Source organism: Bacillus sp. THAF10 (assembly GCF_009363695.1).
Classification (GTDB): Bacteria; Bacillota; Bacilli; order Bacillales; family Bacillaceae_I; genus Sutcliffiella_A.
In genome coordinates, this window is the sequence record NZ_CP045403.1 from 1093460 (window position 1) to 1116396 (window position 22937).

25 protein-coding genes and 3 riboswitches are annotated in these 22937 nt (G+C 39.1%); of the genes, 14 read left to right on the forward strand and 11 right to left on the reverse strand.

Annotated features, from left to right (window positions below; all coding sequences use genetic code 11):
- Window positions 1-188: 188 nt before the first annotated feature.
- Both FIU87_RS05830 and FIU87_RS05835 read right to left on the reverse strand, forming a co-directional pair.
- Entirely contained in the window at window positions 189-860 is a 672-nt protein-coding gene (locus FIU87_RS05830; RefSeq protein ID WP_152443710.1) for a hypothetical protein, read from the reverse strand.
- A 289-nt stretch (window positions 861-1149) separates the two neighbouring features.
- Window positions 1150-1509, reverse strand: coding sequence for a hypothetical protein (locus tag FIU87_RS05835; protein WP_152443711.1), 360 nt, complete (start codon window positions 1507-1509; stop codon window positions 1150-1152).
- Window positions 1510-1656: 147 nt separating this feature from the next.
- Here FIU87_RS05835 and FIU87_RS05840 point away from each other — a divergent pair, with 147 nt between their 5' ends.
- Both FIU87_RS05840 and FIU87_RS05845 read left to right on the forward strand, forming a co-directional pair.
- Window positions 1657-2244 (forward strand): undecaprenyl phosphate transporter UptA, encoded by a 588-nt coding sequence (locus FIU87_RS05840; RefSeq protein ID WP_152443712.1) that lies wholly within the window; start codon window positions 1657-1659, stop codon window positions 2242-2244.
- An 11-nt stretch (window positions 2245-2255) separates the two neighbouring features.
- Window positions 2256-3035: an undecaprenyl-diphosphate phosphatase gene (locus FIU87_RS05845; RefSeq protein ID WP_152443713.1), complete on the forward strand. Its 780-nt coding sequence runs from the start codon at window positions 2256-2258 to the stop codon at window positions 3033-3035.
- Window positions 3036-3157: 122 nt separating this feature from the next.
- Here the strand turns inward: FIU87_RS05845 and FIU87_RS05850 are convergent, their stop codons facing one another.
- From FIU87_RS05850 to FIU87_RS05865, 5 genes are all read right to left on the reverse strand, one after another.
- The gene (locus tag FIU87_RS05850; RefSeq protein WP_152443714.1) at window positions 3158-4201 is read right to left on the reverse strand and encodes a ribonucleotide-diphosphate reductase subunit beta; all 1044 of its coding nucleotides are present in this window, start codon (window positions 4199-4201) and stop codon (window positions 3158-3160) included.
- Between the two features lie 16 nt (window positions 4202-4217).
- Window positions 4218-6470, reverse strand: coding sequence for a ribonucleoside-diphosphate reductase subunit alpha (locus FIU87_RS05855; RefSeq protein WP_152443715.1), 2253 nt, complete (start codon window positions 6468-6470; stop codon window positions 4218-4220).
- A 198-nt stretch (window positions 6471-6668) separates the two neighbouring features.
- Window positions 6669-6791 (reverse strand): hypothetical protein, encoded by a 123-nt coding sequence (locus FIU87_RS21535; protein ID WP_301538655.1) that lies wholly within the window; start codon window positions 6789-6791, stop codon window positions 6669-6671.
- 21 nt (window positions 6792-6812) lie between these two features.
- A riboswitch (cobalamin riboswitch) is annotated at window positions 6813-7007 on the reverse strand.
- Between the two features lie 119 nt (window positions 7008-7126).
- Entirely contained in the window at window positions 7127-7954 is an 828-nt protein-coding gene (locus FIU87_RS05860; RefSeq protein ID WP_152443716.1) for an STAS domain-containing protein, read from the reverse strand.
- A 195-nt stretch (window positions 7955-8149) separates the two neighbouring features.
- Window positions 8150-8380 carry a hypothetical protein gene (locus tag FIU87_RS05865; protein ID WP_152443717.1) on the reverse strand — a complete coding sequence of 77 codons (231 nt, stop codon included), beginning with the start codon at window positions 8378-8380 and terminating at the stop codon, window positions 8150-8152.
- Between the two features lie 315 nt (window positions 8381-8695).
- Between FIU87_RS05865 and FIU87_RS05870 the strand changes: the two genes are divergently transcribed.
- Window positions 8696-9946, forward strand: a complete 1251-nt coding sequence (locus tag FIU87_RS05870) for a dicarboxylate/amino acid:cation symporter (protein ID WP_152446431.1) — start codon at window positions 8696-8698, stop codon at window positions 9944-9946.
- Between the two features lie 37 nt (window positions 9947-9983).
- On the opposite strand, the gene FIU87_RS05875 is transcribed toward FIU87_RS05870, so the two are convergent.
- Window positions 9984-10298 (reverse strand): DMT family transporter, encoded by a 315-nt coding sequence (locus FIU87_RS05875; protein WP_152443718.1) that lies wholly within the window; start codon window positions 10296-10298, stop codon window positions 9984-9986.
- On the reverse strand, window positions 10299-10646 hold the full coding sequence (locus tag FIU87_RS05880; protein WP_152443719.1) for a DMT family transporter: 348 nt from the start codon (window positions 10644-10646) through the stop codon (window positions 10299-10301).
- Between the two features lie 155 nt (window positions 10647-10801).
- On the opposite strand from FIU87_RS05880, the gene FIU87_RS20960 reads away from it, so the two are divergent.
- Together FIU87_RS20960 and FIU87_RS05885 are read left to right on the forward strand one after the other, a co-directional pair.
- A complete protein-coding gene (locus tag FIU87_RS20960) occupies window positions 10802-10960 on the forward strand; it encodes a hypothetical protein (RefSeq protein WP_172970971.1) in 159 nt (52 codons plus the stop codon).
- Between the two features lie 12 nt (window positions 10961-10972).
- Window positions 10973-11302: a hypothetical protein gene (locus FIU87_RS05885; protein WP_152443720.1), complete on the forward strand. Its 330-nt coding sequence runs from the start codon at window positions 10973-10975 to the stop codon at window positions 11300-11302.
- Window positions 11303-11354: 52 nt separating this feature from the next.
- Here FIU87_RS05885 and FIU87_RS21220 read toward each other — a convergent pair whose 3' ends face one another.
- Both FIU87_RS21220 and FIU87_RS05900 read right to left on the reverse strand, forming a co-directional pair.
- On the reverse strand, window positions 11355-11915 hold the full coding sequence (locus FIU87_RS21220; RefSeq protein WP_253905523.1) for a hypothetical protein: 561 nt from the start codon (window positions 11913-11915) through the stop codon (window positions 11355-11357).
- A gap of 102 nt (window positions 11916-12017) precedes the next feature.
- Entirely contained in the window at window positions 12018-12530 is a 513-nt protein-coding gene (locus FIU87_RS05900) for a universal stress protein (protein WP_152443721.1), read from the reverse strand.
- A gap of 271 nt (window positions 12531-12801) precedes the next feature.
- On the opposite strand from FIU87_RS05900, the gene FIU87_RS05905 reads away from it, so the two are divergent.
- The 9 genes from FIU87_RS05905 (at window position 12802) to thiS (ending at window position 22936) form a co-directional block, all read left to right on the forward strand.
- Window positions 12802-14874 carry a transglycosylase domain-containing protein gene (locus FIU87_RS05905; RefSeq protein WP_152443722.1) on the forward strand — a complete coding sequence of 691 codons (2073 nt, stop codon included), beginning with the start codon at window positions 12802-12804 and terminating at the stop codon, window positions 14872-14874.
- 324 nt (window positions 14875-15198) lie between these two features.
- Complete coding sequence (locus FIU87_RS05910; RefSeq protein WP_152443723.1) at window positions 15199-16485, forward strand: MFS transporter; 1287 nt, start codon at window positions 15199-15201, stop codon at window positions 16483-16485.
- 270 nt (window positions 16486-16755) lie between these two features.
- Window positions 16756-16863: riboswitch (TPP riboswitch) on the forward strand.
- 110 nt (window positions 16864-16973) lie between these two features.
- Complete coding sequence (gene tenA / locus FIU87_RS05915) at window positions 16974-17657, forward strand: thiaminase II (protein ID WP_152443724.1); 684 nt, start codon at window positions 16974-16976, stop codon at window positions 17655-17657.
- Complete coding sequence (locus FIU87_RS05920) at window positions 17654-18235, forward strand: ECF transporter S component (RefSeq protein WP_152443725.1); 582 nt, start codon at window positions 17654-17656, stop codon at window positions 18233-18235. The genes tenA and FIU87_RS05920 overlap by 4 nt, the downstream gene beginning before the upstream one ends.
- 21 nt (window positions 18236-18256) lie before the next feature.
- Entirely contained in the window at window positions 18257-19693 is a 1437-nt protein-coding gene (locus tag FIU87_RS05925; protein ID WP_152443726.1) for an ABC transporter ATP-binding protein, read from the forward strand.
- Entirely contained in the window at window positions 19674-20456 is a 783-nt protein-coding gene (locus FIU87_RS05930; protein WP_152443727.1) for an energy-coupling factor transporter transmembrane component T family protein, read from the forward strand. The genes FIU87_RS05925 and FIU87_RS05930 overlap by 20 nt, the downstream gene beginning before the upstream one ends.
- A gap of 350 nt (window positions 20457-20806) precedes the next feature.
- A riboswitch (TPP riboswitch) is annotated at window positions 20807-20913 on the forward strand.
- Window positions 20914-21002: 89 nt separating this feature from the next.
- Complete coding sequence (tenI, locus tag FIU87_RS05935; RefSeq protein ID WP_152443728.1) at window positions 21003-21608, forward strand: thiazole tautomerase TenI; 606 nt, start codon at window positions 21003-21005, stop codon at window positions 21606-21608.
- Window positions 21605-22726, forward strand: coding sequence for a glycine oxidase ThiO (thiO, locus tag FIU87_RS05940; RefSeq protein WP_152443729.1), 1122 nt, complete (start codon window positions 21605-21607; stop codon window positions 22724-22726). The genes tenI and thiO overlap by 4 nt, the downstream gene beginning before the upstream one ends.
- Before the next feature lie 6 nt (window positions 22727-22732).
- Window positions 22733-22936, forward strand: coding sequence for a sulfur carrier protein ThiS (gene thiS, locus FIU87_RS05945; RefSeq protein ID WP_152443730.1), 204 nt, complete (start codon window positions 22733-22735; stop codon window positions 22934-22936).
- The last annotated feature ends 1 nt before the right edge of the window (window position 22937 follow it).

Below are 22937 nucleotides of genomic sequence, written 5' to 3' on the forward strand. Positions count from 1 at the left end.
CCTTAAATTGGTCGTAAGCAGTAGTATGTAATTACCCAAAGTGGCTAGGCATATGAGGTAATTATACAATATTTCTTGTTAACTCATCATTACAGTTATGTAAAATATTCGAAGTTCTAATAATTCTTAGACGAGGTAAATAGCAAAAAGGTTGCAAGTTTTCACCAAAAAATGAAAGATAAGTTGAATTATCTTTCATTTATTTTTATCAGCTTATGAACATCCTTTAAAACTTCCTCTTCAATTTCATGTCTTATCCATCCCACTTTTGGGGCAAATGACGAATTACCTCTTCGAATTACATTTCCTTGTTGATCTTTTTCCTCAAAGTCCACCACAATACAATTCTTGAATGTTTTTGCAGGGGTTTTAATTTCTGCATCAATGGAGCGTACTTTATAGGATATTATTAGTTCAAGCTCTTTCATTTCCTCTGTCCATGAAAAATTTTCTTCCAAGGGATAAGAGATAATTTTTGTTTTTGGAAATTTTTCAATGTCTGTTGCATCCCATTCAGATGGAAAGTCCTCTGATAAGACAATAAACCCGAAAATTCCATCCTTTGTTTCTTCATAGAAATTATTTGTTTCTTTTACTTCTTTTGTTTTATTTTCTGTGGTCGTGTGGACAGTTTTCACCTGAATAATGTTACTATCTGAAACTTTATTATAAAGTACACGGTATTTACTATGTTCCTTTTCTTCAACATATCGTTGAAAGGTATAGTCTCCTGAAGAAGGTAGTAATGATGGGGGAGGAGCCTCTTCTGCTTGACCTGATTTCTCTTCTACAGCAGTTCCACAGCTAGAAAGGACAACAACTATTAATCCCGTAAGTAGGGTAACGAGAACACGTCGCAACGACAAACCTCCTTGTAATGGTTATGGTTTCGATAGTGTTCCCACTTATATAGAAATTAATTAGTCCTCATGACCAAGAAAGCGATACCCTATGTAGAGAAGGATAAGGCATCCAATTGTTATCAAGATGAGATCATAGCCAACACATGTTTGTTGCATGCAAAATTCTCCCATATAGACCCTCCATCAATAAATATTTGTAATAGTATGAAAATTTTATAGAGAATAGACCTTGAAATAAATGGAACATCCATAGAAAAAAGCCGAAACGAGCGTTCCGACTTATTATTCATTCCCATTCTTCTCTGTCTTTCTCTGCTTGTATTTTCTCTTCCAAAAATGTAACAGCCTCGTCTTTATCATAGGTGAATAACAACATGTCACTGGTGAGGTAACCGGTATATTCAAAGATAATATAAGCAGGAGCACGATCGAATTCATATTTTGGATACTGTTCGTTTGCTTCGTCTAAGCCGATAATGACTTCACTGTTATCCAAAATTAGTTCAATATCTTCTATCTGAGACAAGGTTGCTTCTTCCGTATTTTCGACAACCTCGATAAAAGAATATCTTTCAGACGGTTGTTGCTGCATACAGGCTGTCATGAAAAGTAGGAAGATGGGCAGAAGAATCAGCTTTTTCATCATCTACAACACCTCCACAACTAATATTCGACACAATATGCTTTTTTCCTTTTTTATGGTGAAATTTAGGAATTGCTTGATTTAAGTGCTTTTCAAGGACTTGTCTACATACATTGATAGGGACAACTCTTTCATAAATGAGGCGATAGCATGGAACAATTTTTTTTAACAATTTTTGCTTTTTTTGCACAAATGGGTGTTTGGGGAATTATGTTGGGCTTAATGGTGGAAGTCATTCCAAGTGAAATTGTGTTAGGTTATGGTGGCTATCTCATTTCTAAAGGAGAAGTCAATCGCACCGGTGCGCTTATTGCTGGGGTTGTTGGAGGGACATTTGCACAGCTTTTCTTATATTGGGCTGGTAGCATGGGAGGGAGACCCTTTCTTGAGAAATACGGAAAATACATATTCATTCAGCCTAAGCATTTAGATATATCAGAAAGATGGTTTCAGCATTATGGACCTATTGTCGTTTTTACTGCTAGGTTCATTCCGATAGTAAGACATGCCATTTCCATCCCAGCAGGCATTGCTAAAATGAAATTTTCGCACTTTTTACTCTACACAATAGCAGCGATTATACCTTGGACTGTTCTATTTTTATACCTTGGCTTTCAATTGGGTGAAAATTGGCGGGATATTAAGCATGCGGCGCAACCGTTAGTGATTCCGCTGATGATCTTAATTATATTAGGTGCCATTACTTATTTTGTGTTTGACAGAAAAAGAATGCGATAGGGGAGAGAGGCATGTCCAAAATTGAAGCCTTCATTCTAGGGATTATCCAAGGGTTAACGGAATTTTTACCTATTTCCAGCACCGGTCATTTATATATAGGACGCAATTTATTCAATCTAGAAGAAGCAGGCTTACTTCTAGATACGATGTTACACTTTGGCACACTAATCGCGGTCCTCTACTTTTATCGGGAAGAATTCTTTAAAATACTTCGGAACCCGTTTCATAAGCTAACCCTATTGTTAATTGTTGGTACCATTCCAGCCGTTATTATTGGACTAACATTTAAGGATTATTTTGAAGCTATTTCAAAGACAGGTGTCACCATTGGCTGGGAATTCCTCCTTACTGGGGCAGTGTTATGGTTTGCTGACTCAATAAAAAAAGGGGCAAAGAAGATGGATGAAATTACGTGGAAGGATGCTCTATTTATTGGATCCTTTCAGGCTGCTGCCATTTTCCCAGCCATCTCACGGTCTGGTTTAACCATTGCTGCTGGACTACTTCGAAAATTGGACCGAGAAACAGCTGCCTATTTCTCCTTTCTTCTGTCTACTCCTGCTATTGCAGGCGCGGTATTCTTGCAAACACTTGAAGTAGCTGAAGTAGGAAAAGAGGATATTACGTTAACTTCTTTAATGATTGGGATATTGGCGTCTTGTTTTTTTGGATATATTGCAGTGAAATGGATGATAAATTATTTAAAAAAACATTCGTTACGGACATTTGCTGTTTATGTTTGGATACTTGGAATTGGGATTATTATTTTGCAGTATTTTGGTCTTTTTTGAAAGCTGTTTTCGTAAACTTTGTTGATGCTGCGTATAGTTAAGCAATACGTAAGAGAGCTTTTAATAAAGAAAAAATGCCATTTCCAAATAGGGAAAACGGCATTTTTTTTATGAAACATTACTTACAGCTCATCAAAACCATTATCTACAACGTTTACTTTGGTGTATTGGCGAGATTTTTGTTCGAAAAAGTCTGATTTGCCAAGATCCACTTCCTCATATGCCTTAATCCATTTTAATGGATTTGTCCGGTAGCCTTCAAAAGGGCGGTTGAAGCCTAGTTGATGACAACGAACATTAGCGTAAAATTTAATATATGCTTCTACGTCCTCTAAATCAATACCGACAAATTCATTTCCAATGACGTGTCTTGCCCAATCGATTTCCATCATAGCAGCTTGTGTAAAGGAGCTTTCCACAAATTTAGAGAGCTCATCTGTTTGGTATTCGGGATATTCTGTTAAAATTTCTTGAAATATTTTCACGAATAAATCGACATGGATCTGTTCATCTCGATTAATATAATTAATCATGGTGCTTGATGCAACCATCTTTTGATTTCTGGCAAGATGATAAAAAAAGGCAAACCCTGAATAAAAGAAGAGACCTTCTAAAATTACATCATATACAATGGAATGCAATAAATTCTCCACAGTCGGATTTTCAGCAAAATCCCGATATCCATCTGTAATAAAGTCATTTCTTTTGCGCAGGATTGGTTCTGTTCGCCAGTATTCAAACACTTCCTCTTGTTTAGAGCGGCTAACTAGACTGGACAATACATAAGAATAGGAATGGTTATGTACCACCTCTTGCTGAGCAAGCATAATCATTAAAGCATTTAAGCTCGAATCAGTTAGGTAATCAGCAACCTTTCCTGCATAGTCGGTTTGAATACTGTCAAGCAGAGAGAGGAGGCCGATGATTTTTAAAAAGGTATCCTGCTCTTTTGAAGAAAGCTCAGGAAATTGCTTAATATCTTGTGCCATATTTATTTCAAATGGTGACCAAAAGTTTGCAAGCATTTTTTTGTATTTTGGGTAAGCCCATGAGAATCTTACATCATCCCAATTTAATACGTTGGAGCTTTTCCCATTTATGATCCCTGTGGACCTGTTCGGTGCTTTCGCATCCATAATAGACCTTGTTAAAAGCTGATCGCTCATCGTTCATTCCTCCTTGTTAGCTGGCACATGATTCACATTCTTCTACTTCTGTAGAGGTAGAGCGCACATAGTAGGTCGTCTTCAAGCCTTGCTTCCACGCATCAATGTGCAAATCCAGCAATGCTTTAGCTTTAATCGTGTTAGAAACATAAAGGTTAAAAGAAACAGCCTGGTCAATATGCTTTTGACGTGCTGCATTTTGTGCAATGCTCCAATGTTGATCGATATGATAGGCTGATTTATAAAACCATGTTGTTTCGGAATTTAAGTCTGGTGCTGTTACTGGAATCTTGTAATCCTTTTTTTCCTCTGAATAAACCTTACGGAAAATCGGATCAATGCTTGCCGTACTACCCGCAATGATGGAAGTAGTAGCATTAGGGGCAACTGCCATTAAATACGCATTTCTGATGCCGCTTGTAGCTACTTTTCTTTTAAGTTTTTGCCATTCTAGGTTGCTAGAAGAGTCGTAGTTTCTTTTTGTGAAATATTCTCCGGTTTGCCAATCAGAACCTTCAAAGGCAGGATACGTCCCTTTTTCCTTCGCAAGCTCTGCGCTAGCCTCGATGGTGTAGTAGGCTATCTTTTCATATAAGTTATCTGCATAATTTACTGCTTCTTTTGATTCCCATTTCATTCCTTCCGTTGCTAGGAGGTGATGCCAGCCAAAAGTTCCAAGTCCAATCGCCCGATATTTTTCATTCGTTATTTTCGCTTGAAGAACAGGAATTTGATTTAAATCTATGACGTTATCTAGCATCCTTACCTGAATATGAATTAATCTTTTAAGCACCTTGTTTTTGATTGTTTGCGCTAAATTAATGGAGGATAGATTACACACAACGAAGTCACCTGGTGTTTTTACTGTAATAATACTTCCATCCTCTACATATTGAGTCTTGGTAGTCGTGGCACTCATGTTCTGGACAATTTCGGTGCATAGGTTTGTACAATAGATCATTCCTTTATGGTGGTTAGGGTTCATTCTGTTAACTTCATCTCTATAAAACATAAAAGGACTTCCTGTTTCTAGCTGACTTTTCATGATCGATTTCATAATTTCTATGGCTGGAACTCTTTCTTTAGAAAGCTCTGGATTTGCAACACATGCTTCATATTTGTTTCGGAAGTTCCCACTACCATGCTTCTCGTCAAAATAATCCTCCAGGCAAAAGCCCATCACTTTTCTGACTTGATGGGGGTCAAACAAATACCAATCTTCTCTGTTTTCTACCTTTTCCATGAATAAATCTGGTATGCAAACCCCTGTAAATAAATCATGCGTACGAAGTCGTTCATCTCCATTATTAAGCTTGCTGTCTAGAAAAGAGAAGATATCCTTATGCCAAACATCTAAATAAACCGAGATAGCTCCTTTACGCTGGCCAAGCTGATCAACACTGACAGCTGTATTGTTAAGTTGCTTCATCCAGGGAATGACTCCGCTTGAGACATTTTGAAACCCTCTAATATCACTACCCCGACTGCGGATTTTACCAAGATATACGCCAATTCCACCTCCAGATTTTGAGAGGTTAGCAATATCAGTGTTACTGTCATAGATTCCTTGAAGGCTATCATCGACCGTATCAATAAAGCAGCTTGACAGTTGGCCGTATGTTTTACCAGCATTGGCAAATGTAGGAGTAGCTACTGTCATATATAGATTGCTCATTGCCCAGTAAGCTTCTTTTACATGTTCCATTCTATTAATCTCTTCCTTTTGCATTAGCGTCATGGCGATAATCATGAACCTTTCTTGAGGCAGCTCAAAGAGATTCTTATGATGGTCTCGTGTTAGATAACGATCCGCTAGCGTTTTCAGACCAATATAGGTGAAAAGCTTGTCACGTTCTGGCACAAGATAGCTTTCTAATTCATCTATCTCCGAAATGCTGTAAGAGTTTAACAGCTTGGAATCATAAATATCAAGTTTTGTTAAATCTTGAAGTAATGAATATAGTCCGGTATAAGGAGTTTGTACTTTTCTATTATTGCAAACCTCTTGTTGAAGCTGTTTTGTGAGAAGTTCTGCTGCAATAAACGTCCAGTCAGGTTCTACTTCAGATAAACGGCTTAAGGCCTCTAGAATGAGTTGATTGAACAGGTTTTTCCAGTCTTTATTTTCAGGGAAGGTGGATATAATCCGACTGGTTTTCTCAAGAAACTCCAATCCTTCTAGCTGTGGAAAATTGTTTAAACTTTCATGCACAAGCTTTAAGATGCTTTCCTTATCTAAGGAACTTCTTTCTTCTATTAGAACATTCATCTTTTTCACTCCTCATCTTTGCATAAAGCTCTTTTCTAAAAGATTGTTGCTATTAACTAGAAAAAAGTCGACTTTAAGACTTTTTCCATTCACTCTTCGTAGAAAAGTTGCCACATAGTTAGAACTTTCTCCGCGAAAAGAGCACGACAACACCGTTGATTACGTGTCGCTTAACTATAGCCAGTAGCACCAAATTTTTTAAAAAAACAGCATAAAAAAAATCCACTCATCTGTTGAGTGGATCAAACGATCATAGAAGGAGAAAAGAAAATAGCCCATAAACAGTACTATGGAACTTTCAAATTCTATGTATCGTTTCATCTTCTCAACTCCCGAAGAAAAAGAAACTAATGGATGATAGGCAGGTCTCCTGACTCGTGCTTACACGATTTTACGCCTTCCCATATGAGTGCCGTAAAGCATTCTCATACAGTGGCATTGCAAAATCTCTGCACTTACAGTTGCGGGGACAGTTCCGGAATTGCACCGGATTCCCTATTAAGTCTAATGAAAGACACCTTTCAACATAATTACTGTATATAGTTGTGGTTAATTATATTTGATACAATATGTTGTGTTTTGTTGTGAGTGATAGTACTATCATATCGGATGAAAAATAAAATAACAAGTAAAAAAAAGATAATTTTTAAGATAGGTTATTGTTTTTGTAAAACCTGTTCAATAGAACTAGTAATATCAATATCTCTAAGAACTAATCCAGAAGTAATAAATTGTAGGCTTAATTCTGGACGTAAACCAGTAATAACCGGAGTGATGCCAATCAATTTTAATGACCGTATAAGTAATTCTATAGTATGTATTGCGGTGTTATCGAGCTGATAAACCCCAGAGAAATCAACAATAAGTTTTGAAATAGAAAGATTTTTACATTTTTCTAGCGTTTCTTCAATCAATATTCCTGCTCTAATTTCGTCAATTTCTCCAACCAATGGGAGAACTGCTAGCCCTTTTAGGAGGGGAACAATAGGAATGGACAAGCGAATAAACTCCGCACGAGTGTGAAGGAGTTTCTGTTCTGTTGCAATGGAAAACGCATGGCTAAATCCAAACACGATTACATTAAAAATTTCATCGATTTTAATAAAAATATCGGTAATCTCTCTGAATTTAAGGTCTTCTTTTGTTCCTGTTATCTGAATGAATTCCCATAAACACTTTTTATAAAGCGTCATTCTTGAAAGCGCATTCTCTAATGAGCCTCCAGCTTTCACTGACATAAATCCAACAGATTCTCCCCAGCTTTTTGCTCGTTCTAATACAGACTGTTCAGGATCCATTACATATTCTCCTAAAAACTCTATTAAAACCTCAAAAATATGGATAACCTGAACTTGCGTTTCTTCTAGTTGGTATTGGGGATTATCTGGATCAGAAAGAATTAACTCCTCTAACATTTTTTGTGCTAGTTCCTTTTTGCTTAATAAAAATTGATTGCCAATTAGTGAAGATGCAAGCTTCGTCATTTTTTATTCCCCTCATAAAAGAATATTTTTGTAGATATTCCTTATTTTATATAAATATGTATAAGTTGTATATCCTTTATTAGATTCCTATTATTATTGAAAGTTAAACATTATTTTTAAAAACTATATAGTTTTTTTTAGATTAAAAAAAGAAAAACAGGACCTATGTCCTGTTTTTTAATGTTGGTTCCCTTATTAATATTTGTATTGTTTTCCTTGCTTTTCCATTAATCGTTTAATGATATCGGAAAAAAGCATGAGCCCTACGAGACCGAAAGTTAAGTAAGATAAATTAAAGTACAAAGCAGGATCTATTCTAATGTGATCTCCAGATGCTGCAACCTTAAGTATTTGATACGTATCCATTACTACCTTAACTGCAATCAGCACAAAAATAGTGACGATTACTCTCCATATTAATTTCAATTAAACCCCTCCAATAAGATGCATGAAAACTTTCTATCTGTAAATGCTATAAAAGTTAAATTAATGGGTAAATAAAAGTAGAAAATCGTTCATTAATATATCAAAAAAAAGAAAGAGATACAATACTACTTTCGTACTCTTCTTGTGTATTATAACAGCTTGAAGTACTTATTTCTATCATAAATCACTTTACAGATGGACGAATCCCACGTAGAATGAAAAAAGTCGCCTTTTGTCGAATTATGTTACTACTTGTACAATTCAGAAAAAAGAAATTATATTAGTATTACAAAAGGGAGGAATTTCTATATGAAGATGACTTTAACAAAAAAGATCATCATTGGTCTAATTTTAGGTATTTTAGTTGGTCTTGCCTTAAATCTTTATGCTCCATCTTTATTCGACCCATTAGACAAATACTTATTCCAGCCTCTTGGAAAGATATTCTTAAATCTAATAACCATGCTAGTGGTTCCAATCGTATTAATTTCTATCACTCTTGGTGTGGTTGGTCTTGGTGATACAAAAAAACTAGGAACAATTGGTCTTAAAACAATTTTATTCTTCTTAATTACGACATGTATTGCCATTACTATTGGGCTATCGCTAGCTTCTGTAATTCAACCAGGATTTGCTGGTGATTTTGAAAGCATGATGGTTGATGAGCTAGCTGATGACCAAAAGCCAGAAGATGCTCCTCCTGTTATGGAAACACTATTGAATATTGTCCCTACTAACCCGATAAAAGCAATGGCAGAGGGAGAAATGCTGCAAATTATTACGTTCTCTATCCTGCTCGGGTTTGCGATTAATGCTTTAGGCGAAAAAGCAGGAAGAGTGAAAACATTATTAGAACAAGCAAATGAAATTGTTATGCTCCTCGTTCATATCGTCATAAAGACTGCACCATATGGGGCATTCGGATTGATTGCATCTGCAGTAGGCGGATTAGGTATCGATGCTATTAAAGCGATGAGTGCTTATTTTGGTGTCGTATTATTAGCCTTAGTTATTCATTTCATCGTTACGTATGGTACTGCAATTTTATTATTAGGTAAAACAAACCCAATTACCTTCTTTAAACGATTCATTCCTGCTATGAGTGTCGCTTTTAGTACCTCAAGTAGTAACGCAACTTTGCCAATGTCAATGGATGTAGCACAAGAAAATCTTGGCGTACCAAAACGAATCAGTAGTTTTGTTCAGCCACTTGGCGCTACGATCAATATGGACGGAACAGCTATCATGCAGGGGGTAGCAACCGTGTTTATTGCCCAAGTTTATGGTATTGACTTATCCTTAACCCAGCTTCTTACCGTTGTTGGACTTGCAGTAGTTGCTAGTATAGGAACTGCGGGTGTCCCTGGTGTAGGCTTTATCTTACTTGCGATGGTATTAAAACAAGTCGGTTTACCTGTTGAGGGAATCGCTTTAATTCTTGGTATTGACAGACTTCTAGATATGACAAGAACTGCTGTGAATATTACAGGTGATGCCGCTTGTGCGTATATCGTTGCAAGATCTGAAGACGGAGAAGTGATTATGCCAGAAAAGCAAAAAATTTAAAGAAAAACCATTCGGATTTTGATTCCGAATGGTTTTTTTATTGGGTAATTTTTAATCCAACTACACCTATAATGATACAAGAAAGTAGGATAAGCCTTACTCGATCCCTTGATTCTTGAAAGAAAATCATTCCAAGCAATACACTTCCAGCTGAGCCAATGCCAGTCCATACTGCATAAGCCGTGCCCATAGGTATTTCTTTTAAGGCTAGTGAGAGAAAGTAAAAGCTAAGCATTCCAATAACAGCGAAGGAAATAGTCGGTTTCAGTCGCTTAAAACCATCTGTTAATTTCAAGGAAAGGACAGCTCCTATTTCACAACATCCTGCAAGCATAAGAAACAACCATGCCATTTAATTCCCCTCCTCTTCTACGTTTTTTTCATCAGGAGTAGTGATTTTTAATCCGATAATTCCAGCTAGCATGAGTCCAATAAAAAACAGCTTGGAGAAGCTGGTTGATTCGTGAAAAAATAATATTCCAACTAAAGCTGTGCCTGCCGCACCAAAGCCTGTAAAAATAGCATAAGCTGTTCCAATTGGTATATATTTTAACGATTTAGAAAACAAGTAAAAGCTTATGGCAAGTGTAACAACTGTTATGATACTTGGCACTAGGACAGTAAATCCATTTGAAAACCTTAGCCCCAGTACCCAAACTATTTCTAAAACCCCGGCAATAAAGATGTATATCCATTGCATGTTAAGCCCTCCTTATTTACAGGCGTTATCCTAATCACAGTAATATAAAATATTACCATGTCCATATTTTCTCCGTCAAAGCATTAGACTTCACCTGACGTTTTATTGAATGGAAATCGGGTATATAAATAATAAGAGATGAGGGAGGAATTGATGTGAAAAAAAGATCAAAGGCTAAGATAGAAAAGCGGATGGCCTTATTTAAATCTCAAACAAAGCATCGTGAAATTGGACAAACCATCCGCTTATCTGCTTCGCGCCATAGTGCTCTCATTCACACACATCAAGGACTACAAGAAAAAGGGCAGAGGTAAGGAGGAATTTACATGGGTGACAATACATTAAAAAAGAAAAATCAACATTTTATGGAAAAGGCAGAGTATGCAAATGAAAGCACAGGCCTAAAAAAGGATGCAAAAAGTGTAAATAGAATCGGTCGCCATATGGAGCGGGAGCAAAATAAAAAAAACCAAAAAGCGTTACAGCCAGCATATGAAGTTTCTGTTAACGAACATTCCTTCCGTGTAACAGGCGTCCAATCTGAGAAAGAAGCCATTGATAAACTCTCAAAATGGAGCGCATTTCATAACATGGTAAATAAATTGAAAGAAAATGATGAGGAAGTAAATATTGAAGCAACAAAAGTACAAGGATGACTAAAAGCACACCGACGCATGGACGACGGTGTGCTTTTGTTGTTGCGTTTTACTAGACACATTGAAAAGATCGGATTCTGTTTGTGTCAATTCCATAATACATCCAGGTAAAGAAGAACCAACGATAGCCTGCAACAGATCTTCTACCAATAAAGGTTGGATAGAACCAAAAGCCTTCTCCGTTGTTTAAACGAACCCATGTATACCGATAAAGGCATCCAAAAAAAGCTCCTGGATCTACAGCTAAGACACTCGGTCCTCCTCCAGGTGCTCCAAGTGCCGTTGTTTCAGGTGGAGGTGTAGAAGGTGGTGGTCCTGGTGGTGGTCCGCTTCCGGGTGCGCCTGGGCTTCCAGGACTTCCGGGACTACCAGGGAACCCAGGTCCACCAGGACTACCAGGGAACCCAGGTCCACCTGGACTACCAGGGAACCCAGGTCCTCCGGGGCTACCAGGAAATCCAGGTCCACCAGGGCTACCAGGGAACCCAGGTCCACCAGGACTACCAGGGAATCCTGGACCACCTGGACTACCTGGGAAACCAGGGGATTGCCCAGGTGGTTGCCCAGGGGGTGGTCCCATAGGTGGAAAGTTAAGTTGACGATAAGGATACATAGCTTTGCTCCCTTCACTTTCATTCTTTATACGGTATGCATATGCCTAGATGTTGGTGAAAGGAAAAGGGCAACGAAAAAAGCCAGGCACAACGCCTGACTTTTATTTTGCAACCAACACTGGACAGTTAGCAGTATTGGTCACTTTATCACTTACACTGCCAAGGATTAATTTTTTTAAACCACCCAAGCCTCTGCTACCAATGATCACTAAATCTGTTGCTTGCTCCTCTGCAAAATTGCAGATGGTTTTTGCAGGATCTCCATGGAGAACCTCAACCGCTGCATTCACTCGCTCTTGTGCGAGTAAGGAATGCACTTCATTTATTGATTCTTCTGTTGTAGCGTTCTGGACAGCAACTTTTTGTTCTCTATAAGCGTCATCCCTAGCGTTATGGGTGTAAATGTTCAACCCGTCCACACTTCCCATTCCACCAGTTGGCACCGTATCCGGTCTAGTGCTCTGAACTGGGATATAACCAGTAGTCTCTTCTAGCACATGCAAAATGGTGAGCGCTGCATTAGACTGCTTTTTCATTTCAATCCCCATCTTTACTGCCTTCATACTGCTTGTCGAACCATCGTAAGCAACTAAGATGTTTGAAAAATTTAACATAATCTTCCACTCCTTTTTTAAGTAAAGTAATTGAAATAAATTGTTTTCTTTGTAAATTAAGTACCCTTTAGAGGAACTTTTAAACTTTGGTAACAAAGCAATAATACCGTATTTTAAAAGATTTACTTGTTACTTTTATGGGTATATATTAGTGATTGGGCTTGAGGAATGTTAATATCATCTTATATTGACATAGAGTTAATCACCCTAATAAAATGAGCTTTACCTACGAATGACTATGAAGATTTTGTTGCAGAAACAGGGGGTTCTTATGGCGGAAAGAGTTGGAAGACGCAAACGAAAAGTAAGTATACGAGCATTACTTCTTATTGCAGGATTATTTGCCTTGATCATATTAATCGGCATGCAATTATATATAAATTCAAGAGATGTCAGTGCATTAACGGACCCGCTCCCTCAATCCTCCGTCATCTATGATCGACATGGAGAGATTGCGAGCAGAGTAACTTCCAATCAAATTGAAGGAGTGTCATCAGAGGAGATCCCGGATGTGATGAAGCAAGCTGTCGTGGCTGTGGAAGACCAACGCTTTTATGAGCATGATGGTTTTGACTTTGTTGGCACCGTTAGAGCACTAACTACAAATGTGAAGTCAGGTGGATATGTGCAGGGTGGAAGTACCATCACACAACAATTGTCAAAAAATGTATTTTTGTCTCATGATAAAACGTTAAAACGAAAAGCTGATGAATTCTTTTTAGCAAAAAAAGTAGAAAAAACATACTCTAAGGACCAAATCATTAGTTTGTATTTAAATCAGATCTATTTTGGCGAAGGGGCATGGGGAATTAAACGAGCGGCAGCTGTTTATTTTGCAAAAGATCCACAGGATTTATCACTATCTGAAGCAGCAACCTTAGCAGGCATTATCAAGGCTCCATCTGCCTTATCCCCGTTAAACAACGAGGAACGTGCCATTCAGCGTAGAAACTTAGTACTCTCCCTTATGCACAAACAAGGCTTTATCACAGCAGAGCAGGTAGAAGAAGCGAAACAGGATGAGTTAAAATTAGAAACAAGAAATGTCGATCCATACAGAGCTAAATATCCAAGTTTTACAGATTATATAATTGAAGAAGCGGAAAGAATGTATGGAATTAGTGAAAGTGAACTTTTGGCTGGAGGATACCGGGTTTACACCACCCTCGAGCCAAAAGTTCAGGAAGCGCTGGAAAAAGTATATGCCAATCCTGATAATTTTCCAGCAGGTTCCTCAGGAGAAGTGGCACAAAGCAGTGGCGTCCTGCTTGATCCTAAAACAGGGGGAATCCTAGGCATGATTGGTGGCAGGGATTATAAATTTAGAGACTTTAACCGGTCCTCCCGTCTTAAAAAGCCACCAGGCTCTACAGCCAAACCTCTGTTAGTTTATACCCCAGCTTTAGAAGAGGGGTATGACATTTTTGATATGCTCAATGATTCACCAACCGAGTTTGAAGGAGGATATTCTCCACAAAATCATACGAAGGATTTTCGAGGGAAAGTTAGCATGTATGATGCTGTAATCAACTCCTACAATGTCCCTGCCGTATCTCTACTTAACGAAATAGGTATTCAAAAGGGAATGGACGCAGCGAAAAAGCTGTACCTTCCTGTAGATGAAAAAGAACATCGTACACTTGGAAATCTTGCACTTGGCGGATTTTATGGCGCCTCTCCGAAACAAATGGCAGAAGCGTACTCTGTTTATGCAAACAATGGAGAGATCATAGAGTCACATGCCATTGTAAAAATAGAAAAAGTTACTGGTGAAGAAGTGGCAGCCTTTGAAGAAGAAAAAGAAAGAGTATTTTCTAAAGAAGCTGTTGAAAAAATGACGTTCATGCTCAAAGGTGTCGTCGAAGAAGGTAGCGGAAAGAACGCTAAGATTGACGGCCGTGAAGTGGCAGGAAAAACAGGCTCCACTCAAACAACGGATAATAACGACGGAGCAACCTCAAATCAATGGTTTGTCGGCTTTACTCCTCAAATTGTCGGGGCCTTCTGGATTGGATTTGATAAAGAATCCGAGGAAAATGTCCTCCCGATTATTTCAGGAGCAGGAAGTCCTTCTGCGAAAGTGTTTCAACAAGTGGTGAGTGAAGCACTAGAAGGAGAGCCAGTAGAAACCTTCAAACTTCCGGAAAGTCTTGCAAAAAAGAAAGCGCAGGAAAAGGATAAAGAAAAAAAGAAGCAACAAGAAGCTCAGGCTAGAGAAAGAGAAGCAAAGAAGAAGGAAGAAAAGAAACGCGAGGATAAAAAGAAAAAGGAAAAGAAAAAGCGTGAGAAAAAGAAAGACCGTGATGATGACGACGATGACGAAGATGATGACGATGACGATTGAGGCCATCCCTCTCCACTGATGTGGAGGGGGATTTTTTAGTGCTAGCAAGGGAAGAGGCTCTAATTATAGGAAGGAAGGGAGATTTTATGTGAAGCGAGGAATAGGGAGGTTCTAATCATCTAAAACAAGAAAACGTTTAACCAAAGTGATGTCTAACAGTAGTCTCTACATCAAAAAAGCGTCAAGCATCTAATGAAGTCACTTAGAGTGTGGCCCCACTCCACCTCCAGACCGAGAAAAAAAGAACCAAAAGTCGGTTACCTGAATTTTCTGGTAAAAGTATGATAGAATCAGAAAATACTTTTGGGCGGAGGAACATTCAAGATGAAAAATATGCTGCAAATTTTTAAAAACAAGAATTATAGTCTTTTATTCTGGTCATCTTTTACATCCATGATGGGAAGTATCATTGGGATTGCTGCCCTGATGTTGTATCTGTTAGATCGCTATTCAGAGCAGCCCTTTTACGCCGCTCTCACAGAATTAATGTATTCCTTACCTACTCTGGCAGTCTTTTTCCTAGTCGGAGTGCTTGCAGACAGAATGAATAGGCAGAAAATTGCTATCTACAGTGACTATATTTGCGCGGTGCTCTCCCTTGCCCTTATGGGAGCTATCTACATTGATTGGATGCCGCTTGTTTTCGCCCTCCTTTTCCTGAGAAGTGCAGTATCTAAATTCTTTCATCCTGCACAAGCAGCTATCATCCAAGGTATTCTTTCAAAGGATGAATACACCGTAGCGGCTGGACTAAACCAAATGACGAGCAGCTTGTTTATGTTATTTGGAAATGCACTAGGAATATTCATCTATTGGACAGTTGGCCTGCAAGGAGCGATCTTCGTTTGCTTTCTCACGTACATGATGAGCGCATTCTTTATTAAAGCCTGTAAGCTTAAAGAGGAAGTTGTTCTACCAAACGGAAGTCACAGCTGGAACCAATTAAATGTGAAATTTGTTGCCAATGATTTTAAGGCAGGTATGCTGTATATTTTAAAAAATCCTTTATTAGTTTATTTGATTATTGGCTTTTTCGTATTTGGAATTGTTAACGGAGGGTTATCCGTGATGCCAGCCTATATTTTAAAATACAAGCTTGCTCCGACAGATTATGAGCAAATCATGATGATCATGGGTGTTGTTTTTGGAATCAGCGTGATGATGGGAAGTGTTGTGGCATCCATGATGGCAAAAAAGTTAAAGCTTTATCAAATGGTGATAATAGGTTTAGCAATATCAGGGGCATTTGTGGTAGCAAGTGGATACAGTCCGTCCATTCCCTATTACCTCGCATTTACTGGGTTTATCGGCCTTGGTTTACCTTTTGTAAATATCGGGATTGGTGGCTGGCTTCCTAGAATAGTGGACCCAAAAATGATGGGGCGTGTTCAGGGCTGGATTACACCTCTGATGATGCTATCACAATCTATCACCCTTGGTGTTATCGCCTTAACTTTCCAAAAAATGCTCACAGTCGAAGGACTGCATGTACTTGTCGGAGGCTGCTTAGTATTTGTAGGGATTTTCTATATGTTCACCCTGCCAAAGCACGCATCAAAGGGCGAGGTAGAGGAAGCACCAGGTAACCTAGAGAAATCTGCTTCGGTGTAAATTCACCTCTGACAAAGGCTGTTACCGTAAACTTTGTTTCTACTGCGGCGTATAGTTAAGCAACCCGTAATCAACGTTGCTGTCGTGCTCTTTTCGCTGAGAAAGTTTTAAATATGTGACAACTTATCTTCGAATAATGAATGGAAAAAGTCTTAAAGCCGACTTTTTGTTAGGTTTTTAGCAACAATCTTCTAGAAAAGAGCTTTGACAAAAAAGAAAAAGCTGATATGATAAGAATCAAGAAATGACCTTTCCAACAACTTTATACGATTTTACCACTAGGGGTGCCTTTCATAAGGCTGAGATTGAAGTGTGACTTCAAGACTCTTAGAACCTGATCTGGTTAACACCAGCGTAGGGAAGTGGAGCGGAACACGACAGCTATTATGAGAGTTACATAGTATTATACGTGTATACAACCACCTTTCTTGCGCATGCGGGAAAGGTGGTTTTTTGTTTGTTTAAACAAATAAGAGGAGGAATGTAAGATGAAATTTTCACAGTTTGTAAGAGAAAAGGCAGATCACATTTGGGAGGCAAGCTTTCACCATCCGTTTGTCACAGGAATAGCAGACGGGACATTATCGCTAGAAGCGTTTAAGTATTATGTGCTGCAGGATGCATACTATTTAAGTCATTTTGCAAAAGTGCAGGCATATGCAGGTGCAAAGGCGTTTGATTTACATACTACTTCAAGACTCGCCGCTCATGCGCAAGGTACATATGAAGCAGAGCTGAGCTTGCATGAAAATTTTTCGAAACGTCTTGGTGTAACGGAAGCAGACAAGGCAAATTTTAAAGCTGCGCCAACTGCTCATGCTTACACTTCCCACATGTATCGAGCAGTGCTAACGGGAGGCTTAGGGGAAGTAATTGCAGCCCTCTTGCCATGCTATTGGCTATATTACGAGATTGGCGAAAGACTTCAAGAAGCAACACCGGCAGAACCAATCTATCAGGAATGGATTGCGGCCTATGGTGGGGAGTGGTTCCGTGAATTAGTAGAAGAACAGATAAATAGATTGGATGAACTAGCAGAAAAAGCAACCGAAGAGGAAAGGGCGAGAATGCTGGAGTACTTCCTCCTCAGCAGTCAGTACGAATACTCCTTTTGGGAAATGGCCTACACCTTAGAACAATGGCCTGTAGCTGAGAAGGAGATTGTACTATGACAAAAGGATTGAAGCTTACAGATATATTAGTTACGGTTGTTATCGCCTTTGTTTTTGGCATTGTGTATAAAATATGGTCCCCGGTATATAACATGCTGAGCCCATTTGGCCTACAGCTACAGGAGCTAAGTTATGGAATGTGGTTTATTGCCGCGACGGTTGCCTACTTGCTTATCAGAAAAGCAGGGGTAGCATTTCTCGCAGAAGTTGCGGCTGCATCTGGAGAGTTTTTGGTTGGATCAGAATACGGGTTGATGGTGTTAATTTACGGAGTAATCCAGGGCTTGTTCGCGGAAATGGTTTTCGCTGCTTTTCGATATAAGCGCTATAACATGCTAGTGGCTTCACTAGCAGGAGCGGCTGCGGCAATTGGGTCATTGCTATTGGATTTATTCAGGGGATATCTATTTGATTATGTTTGGTGGAATCTCATGCTATTAATCTCTTTCCGAATTATTTCGGGCATTCTTTTAGCAGGTGTCTTGGCTGTCATTCTTGTCAAAGCGCTAGAGGCAACCGGAATTACCAGCCTCCTACGGCCTTCTTCCAAAGAAGACTATGAATCATTAAAAAACTAGAAAAATAGGTGGCGAGAAACGATGGAGCTTGTCAACATGAATGCAAAATACCCCGGTGGCAAACAGCTTTTTCGACACTTTCACTTGTCTATTCAGCAAAGAGAAAAGGTGTTAATTATAGGACCTTCCGGGTGTGGGAAATCTACGTTATTACAGATATTATGTGGCCTTATCCCAAATGTGCTGGATGTGCCGTTGCTTGCAGAAAAGCATGAAGTACCTGACTCATGGGGATATGTTTTTCAGGATCCTGATACTCAGTTTTGTATGCCCTATGTCGATGAAGAGCTGGCCTTTGTATTGGAAAATTTAGCAGTTCCTAGAGAGAATATGAGAGCGAGAATGATGGATCTTTTAGAAATGGTCGGTCTACAAGGACTGAATCTACGGACAAAAATTCAGGAGCTCTCCGGTGGAATGAAGCAGCGTCTTGCGATTGCTTCTGTTTTAGCAATGGAGCCAGATGTCTTATTTTTAGATGAACCGACAGCTTTACTCGATCCTGTAGGAACAATGGAGGTTTGGGATATCCTCAAAAAGGTGTGCAGAGACAAAACCGTTATCATTGTCGAGCATAAAATTGAACAGCTTGAGGGTTTCTCTGATAGAGTGATTGTCCTGAATGAGGAAGGCCAAATAATGGCAGATGCCACTCCCGCAGACGTTTTCCAGCAAGAACGTCCACTTTTAAAAAAGTACGGTGTTTGGTATCCGGGTGCATGGCGAGATTATTTGTCTGAACGAGGAACACCATTAAATAACGATTCATCACCTGAAGTGGTACTCCATGCAACAGACTTTTCTGGTTTTAGAGGCAGGGAACGAAAAATAACGGTGCCAGAGGTTACTGTTTCAAAAGGCGAATGGATTGCGATTACTGGGGAGAATGGAGCAGGGAAAAGCACCCTGCTCGAATCCTTCATGAAGCTTTTGAAAACAAGAGGTGATCTGTTGCTAGATGGGAAAAAGGTAAAGGATGTTCCGTCAGATGTGATGACGTTTGTTTTTCAAAATCCAGAGCATCAATTTGTCACAAAATCAGTGGAAGAGGAGATCGGGTACACCCTGCTTCAGAAAAAATTCTCACAAGAGGACATAAGGTTGCGGATTGATGAGCTGTTATCGCTGTTTCAGCTGGAGCATGTCAGGAAACAGCATCCATATCAGCTATCAATGGGACAAAAGAGAAGACTGAGTGTCGCAGCGGCAGTTGTCCATCGTCCCAAAATCCTCTTATTAGATGAACCAACCTTTGGCCAGGACAGCAAAAACACGTTCAGGATGCTTGAATGGCTGGAAAAGCTGAGACAAGAAGGTGTCGCAATTTTGATGGTAACTCATGACGAACAGATTGTTTCAAGCTTTGCCAATACAGTTTGGTCAATACAGGATGGCAGGCTTGTCGAAATAATCGAAAATAATAGAAGGAGTAAATCTCATGCAGTTGGAGCTATATAAACATAAAACCTGGTTACATGATGTAAATCCAAGCTTTAAGCTAGGAATGATGGTCATCCTGTTTGTTACATTGCTTTTCATTCACAACCTGAATATCATGATAAACCTTACCCTGCTGCTGTTACTCCTTTATCTCTTTTTAACTGGCCAAACTTATCGATTAAAGCTCATGATCCTTATTCCATTTTCGTTTATGTTTTTTACTTCAGCCATTTCGATGATTCTGTTTGGAAAAGGAGAAACAACCTGGTTTCAATATGGTTTGATTCACATCACCGAGGAAAGCTTTTATCGTGGGGTTCACCTTGGATTACGCTCTTTAGCCATTGCTTTTTTTGGCCTGATTTTTGTTCTTACAACCAAACCTGTGCTCTTATTTTACTCGTTAATGCAGCAGTGGAAGCTCCCGGCTAAATACGCCTATAGCTTTATGGCAGGCTTTCGGCTTATCCCGTTAATCGGTTATGAATTTTTGCAGCTTAGAAATGCATGGAAAATTCGGGGTGTAAAAGGTTCGTTGTTAAAAAAAATATACCTTTATAGCATTCCATTACTCTCGCAAAGCATCAGACGAGCACATCGAATTGCAGTGGCAATGGAGGCAAAAAAATTCAACTCCACTTACAAACGAACCTACTATTATAAAACGGGCTATTCCTACTTAGAGCCATTATTTATCTTATTGTTTTTGAGTTTGTATGTGTTTGCTGTTTATCTGGGGATGTTTTACCCATACATACCAGTAACGGATGTACGGCACTAATATCATTAGTTCGATAAGAAAAATCTAGTGATTTTATGTGATGATAGTAATGATAGAGGAAGAATAAAAAATATTAATAATATAAGTCCCAGCAAATCAAAAACACTTTTTACTCCGAACAAAGGCACAATCGTTCTCTCCCAAAGATAAACGAAAATATTGTAATAAATAATAAATGTTATTACAGTTATGGCATAAAAAGAGATTTTTTCTTTTAGCACAATTTCACCTGCTTTCTTTTTATCCATTAAATTAAATGTATATCATGATAGTACCATGAATAAAAGTTTATAAGTTATGATTTTTCTGGATAAGTATTTTATGCTATACTATATTTACAATTACATACTCTGAAACACTAGGGGAGTCAGAAGTGACTGAGATGGAAAGAGTAATTTCCAGACCCTTTGAACCTGATCTAGTTCATACTAGCGTAGGGAAGTGGCGAAACTCTATTCATTTAAAGAATTATGATGTAGATATATAACCACCCTTTACGCTAAAGGGTGGTTTTTTGTTGTTTTGAATAAAAAAAGGTGGGAAATCATGCAGTTACATGTCATCACAGATGGAAAGAGAACAATAGAAGAGCTAACTGAAAAGCTTTTCCTCATTCACGAGCAGGTAAATTTTATCCATATTCGTGAAAAGCACCGCCCTGCTAGAGAGCTAATTCAGCTCGTGAGCAATCTGATTGATGCTGGTGTGCCTCCTAAGAAGATATTGCTTAATGACCGAGTAGATGTTGCAGTGGTCATGGAACTAGGTGGCGTACAGCTTGCCTATCATAGCTTGCCAGTATCAGAGGTTCGTAGATGCTTTCCTCAACTAAAGGTCGGAAGCTCCGTGCATAGTTTGGAAGAAGCGGTGCGTGCAGAAAGGGATGGAGCAGACTTTGTGGTCTATGGGCATGTTTATGAGACCGCCTCTAAGCTTGGGAAAAAGCCAAAAGCCCTTCATGAGTTAAGAGAGATATCAAAACTCTTACATATTCCTGTCATTGCTATCGGTGGGATCACACCTAAAAGAACTCCCGAAGTATTACTTGCAGGAGCAGAAGGAATTGCGGTGATGTCAGGAATTTGGGATGAAGCAGACTGTGTGAGAGCAGTGCAAGATTATCACCTCAATGGTAAGGAGGAGATGGCTTGAAAACGTATGATGTGATTATTGTTGGTGGTGGTGTCATCGGATGCTCGGCAGCATATTTTTTGAGTAGGAAAGGATATAAGGTGCTACTGCTGGAAAAGGGGAAAGTTGGCGATAAAGCTTCTAAGGCAGCTGCTGGGATGCTTGGAGCCCAGGTGGAAGTAACCGAGGAAGGTCCACTATTTGAGATGGCAAAGGAAAGCAGAGCGATGTTCCCATCTCTGCAATATGAACTGAAGGAGCATTCTGGAATAGATTTTGAGCTTGTACAAAGAGGAATGCTAAAGCTTGCCATGAACGAAGAAGAAGCGGAGAAGATCAAAAACATCGTGAAATTTCAGCAAAAGCTTGGGGAAAGAGCAGAATGGCTGACGATGGAGCAGGTTCAAGCACGTGAAAACCATCTTAGTAACTCCTTTGTGGGAGGCATGGATATTCCTTCTGATGGCCATGTGAATCCTGTTAAACTTACACATGCTTTTCTACAAGCTTCAAAAGTCTTCGGCGCAGAAATAATGGAGTATGTCGAGGTAATCAGTATTTTAAAGCAGGGCGAAAGAGTTGTTGGTCTGTCTACTAGTGTAGGAGATTTTTACGGTGACAGTGTAGTCGTCGCAGCAGGAGCGTGGAGTAAACAGCTAATAAGAGAATATGAGACTCCTATAGATGCCTACCCGGTAAAAGGGGAGTGCTTTTCTGTGGTCACGAATGAACCGCTTCTTGAGAGTACGATTTTTTCTGAACAGTGCTACCTTGTTCCTAAGAGCGGAAATCGACTGATTGTTGGGGCTACAATGCTTCCCAACACGTTTTCTGAACATGTAACGCTTGGAGGGATATCAACTTTGATGAAGGAAGCGATAAATATACTTCCAAAAATCAAACAGGCAACTTTTGAAAAAGCATGGTCGGGAATTCGTCCGCAAACAGGGGATGGACTTCCCTATTTAGGGAAACATCCAGAAACTAAAAATCTAATTATTGCATCAGGTCACTATCGTAATGGCATTTTACTAGCACCCTTAACAGGGAAACTAGTAACCAGCATGATCTCCGGAGATTCATTGCCTAACTATATTGATGCTTTTTCCCTTGATAGAACACTAGAAAAGGACAGGTGACAAACGATGAAGTTAGTAATTAATGGTGACGTTATGGAAGTGCCAGATTCTATACAAAGCGTTTTCGAGCTACTACAGCATTTTCAGCTTGATCAAAAAGTTGTGATTGTGGAAAAGAACAAGGATATTTTAGAGAAAGATCAGCATGTAAAAGAAAGTGTAACAGATGGCGATCAACTTGAATTCGTACATTTTGTAGGAGGCGGTTAAT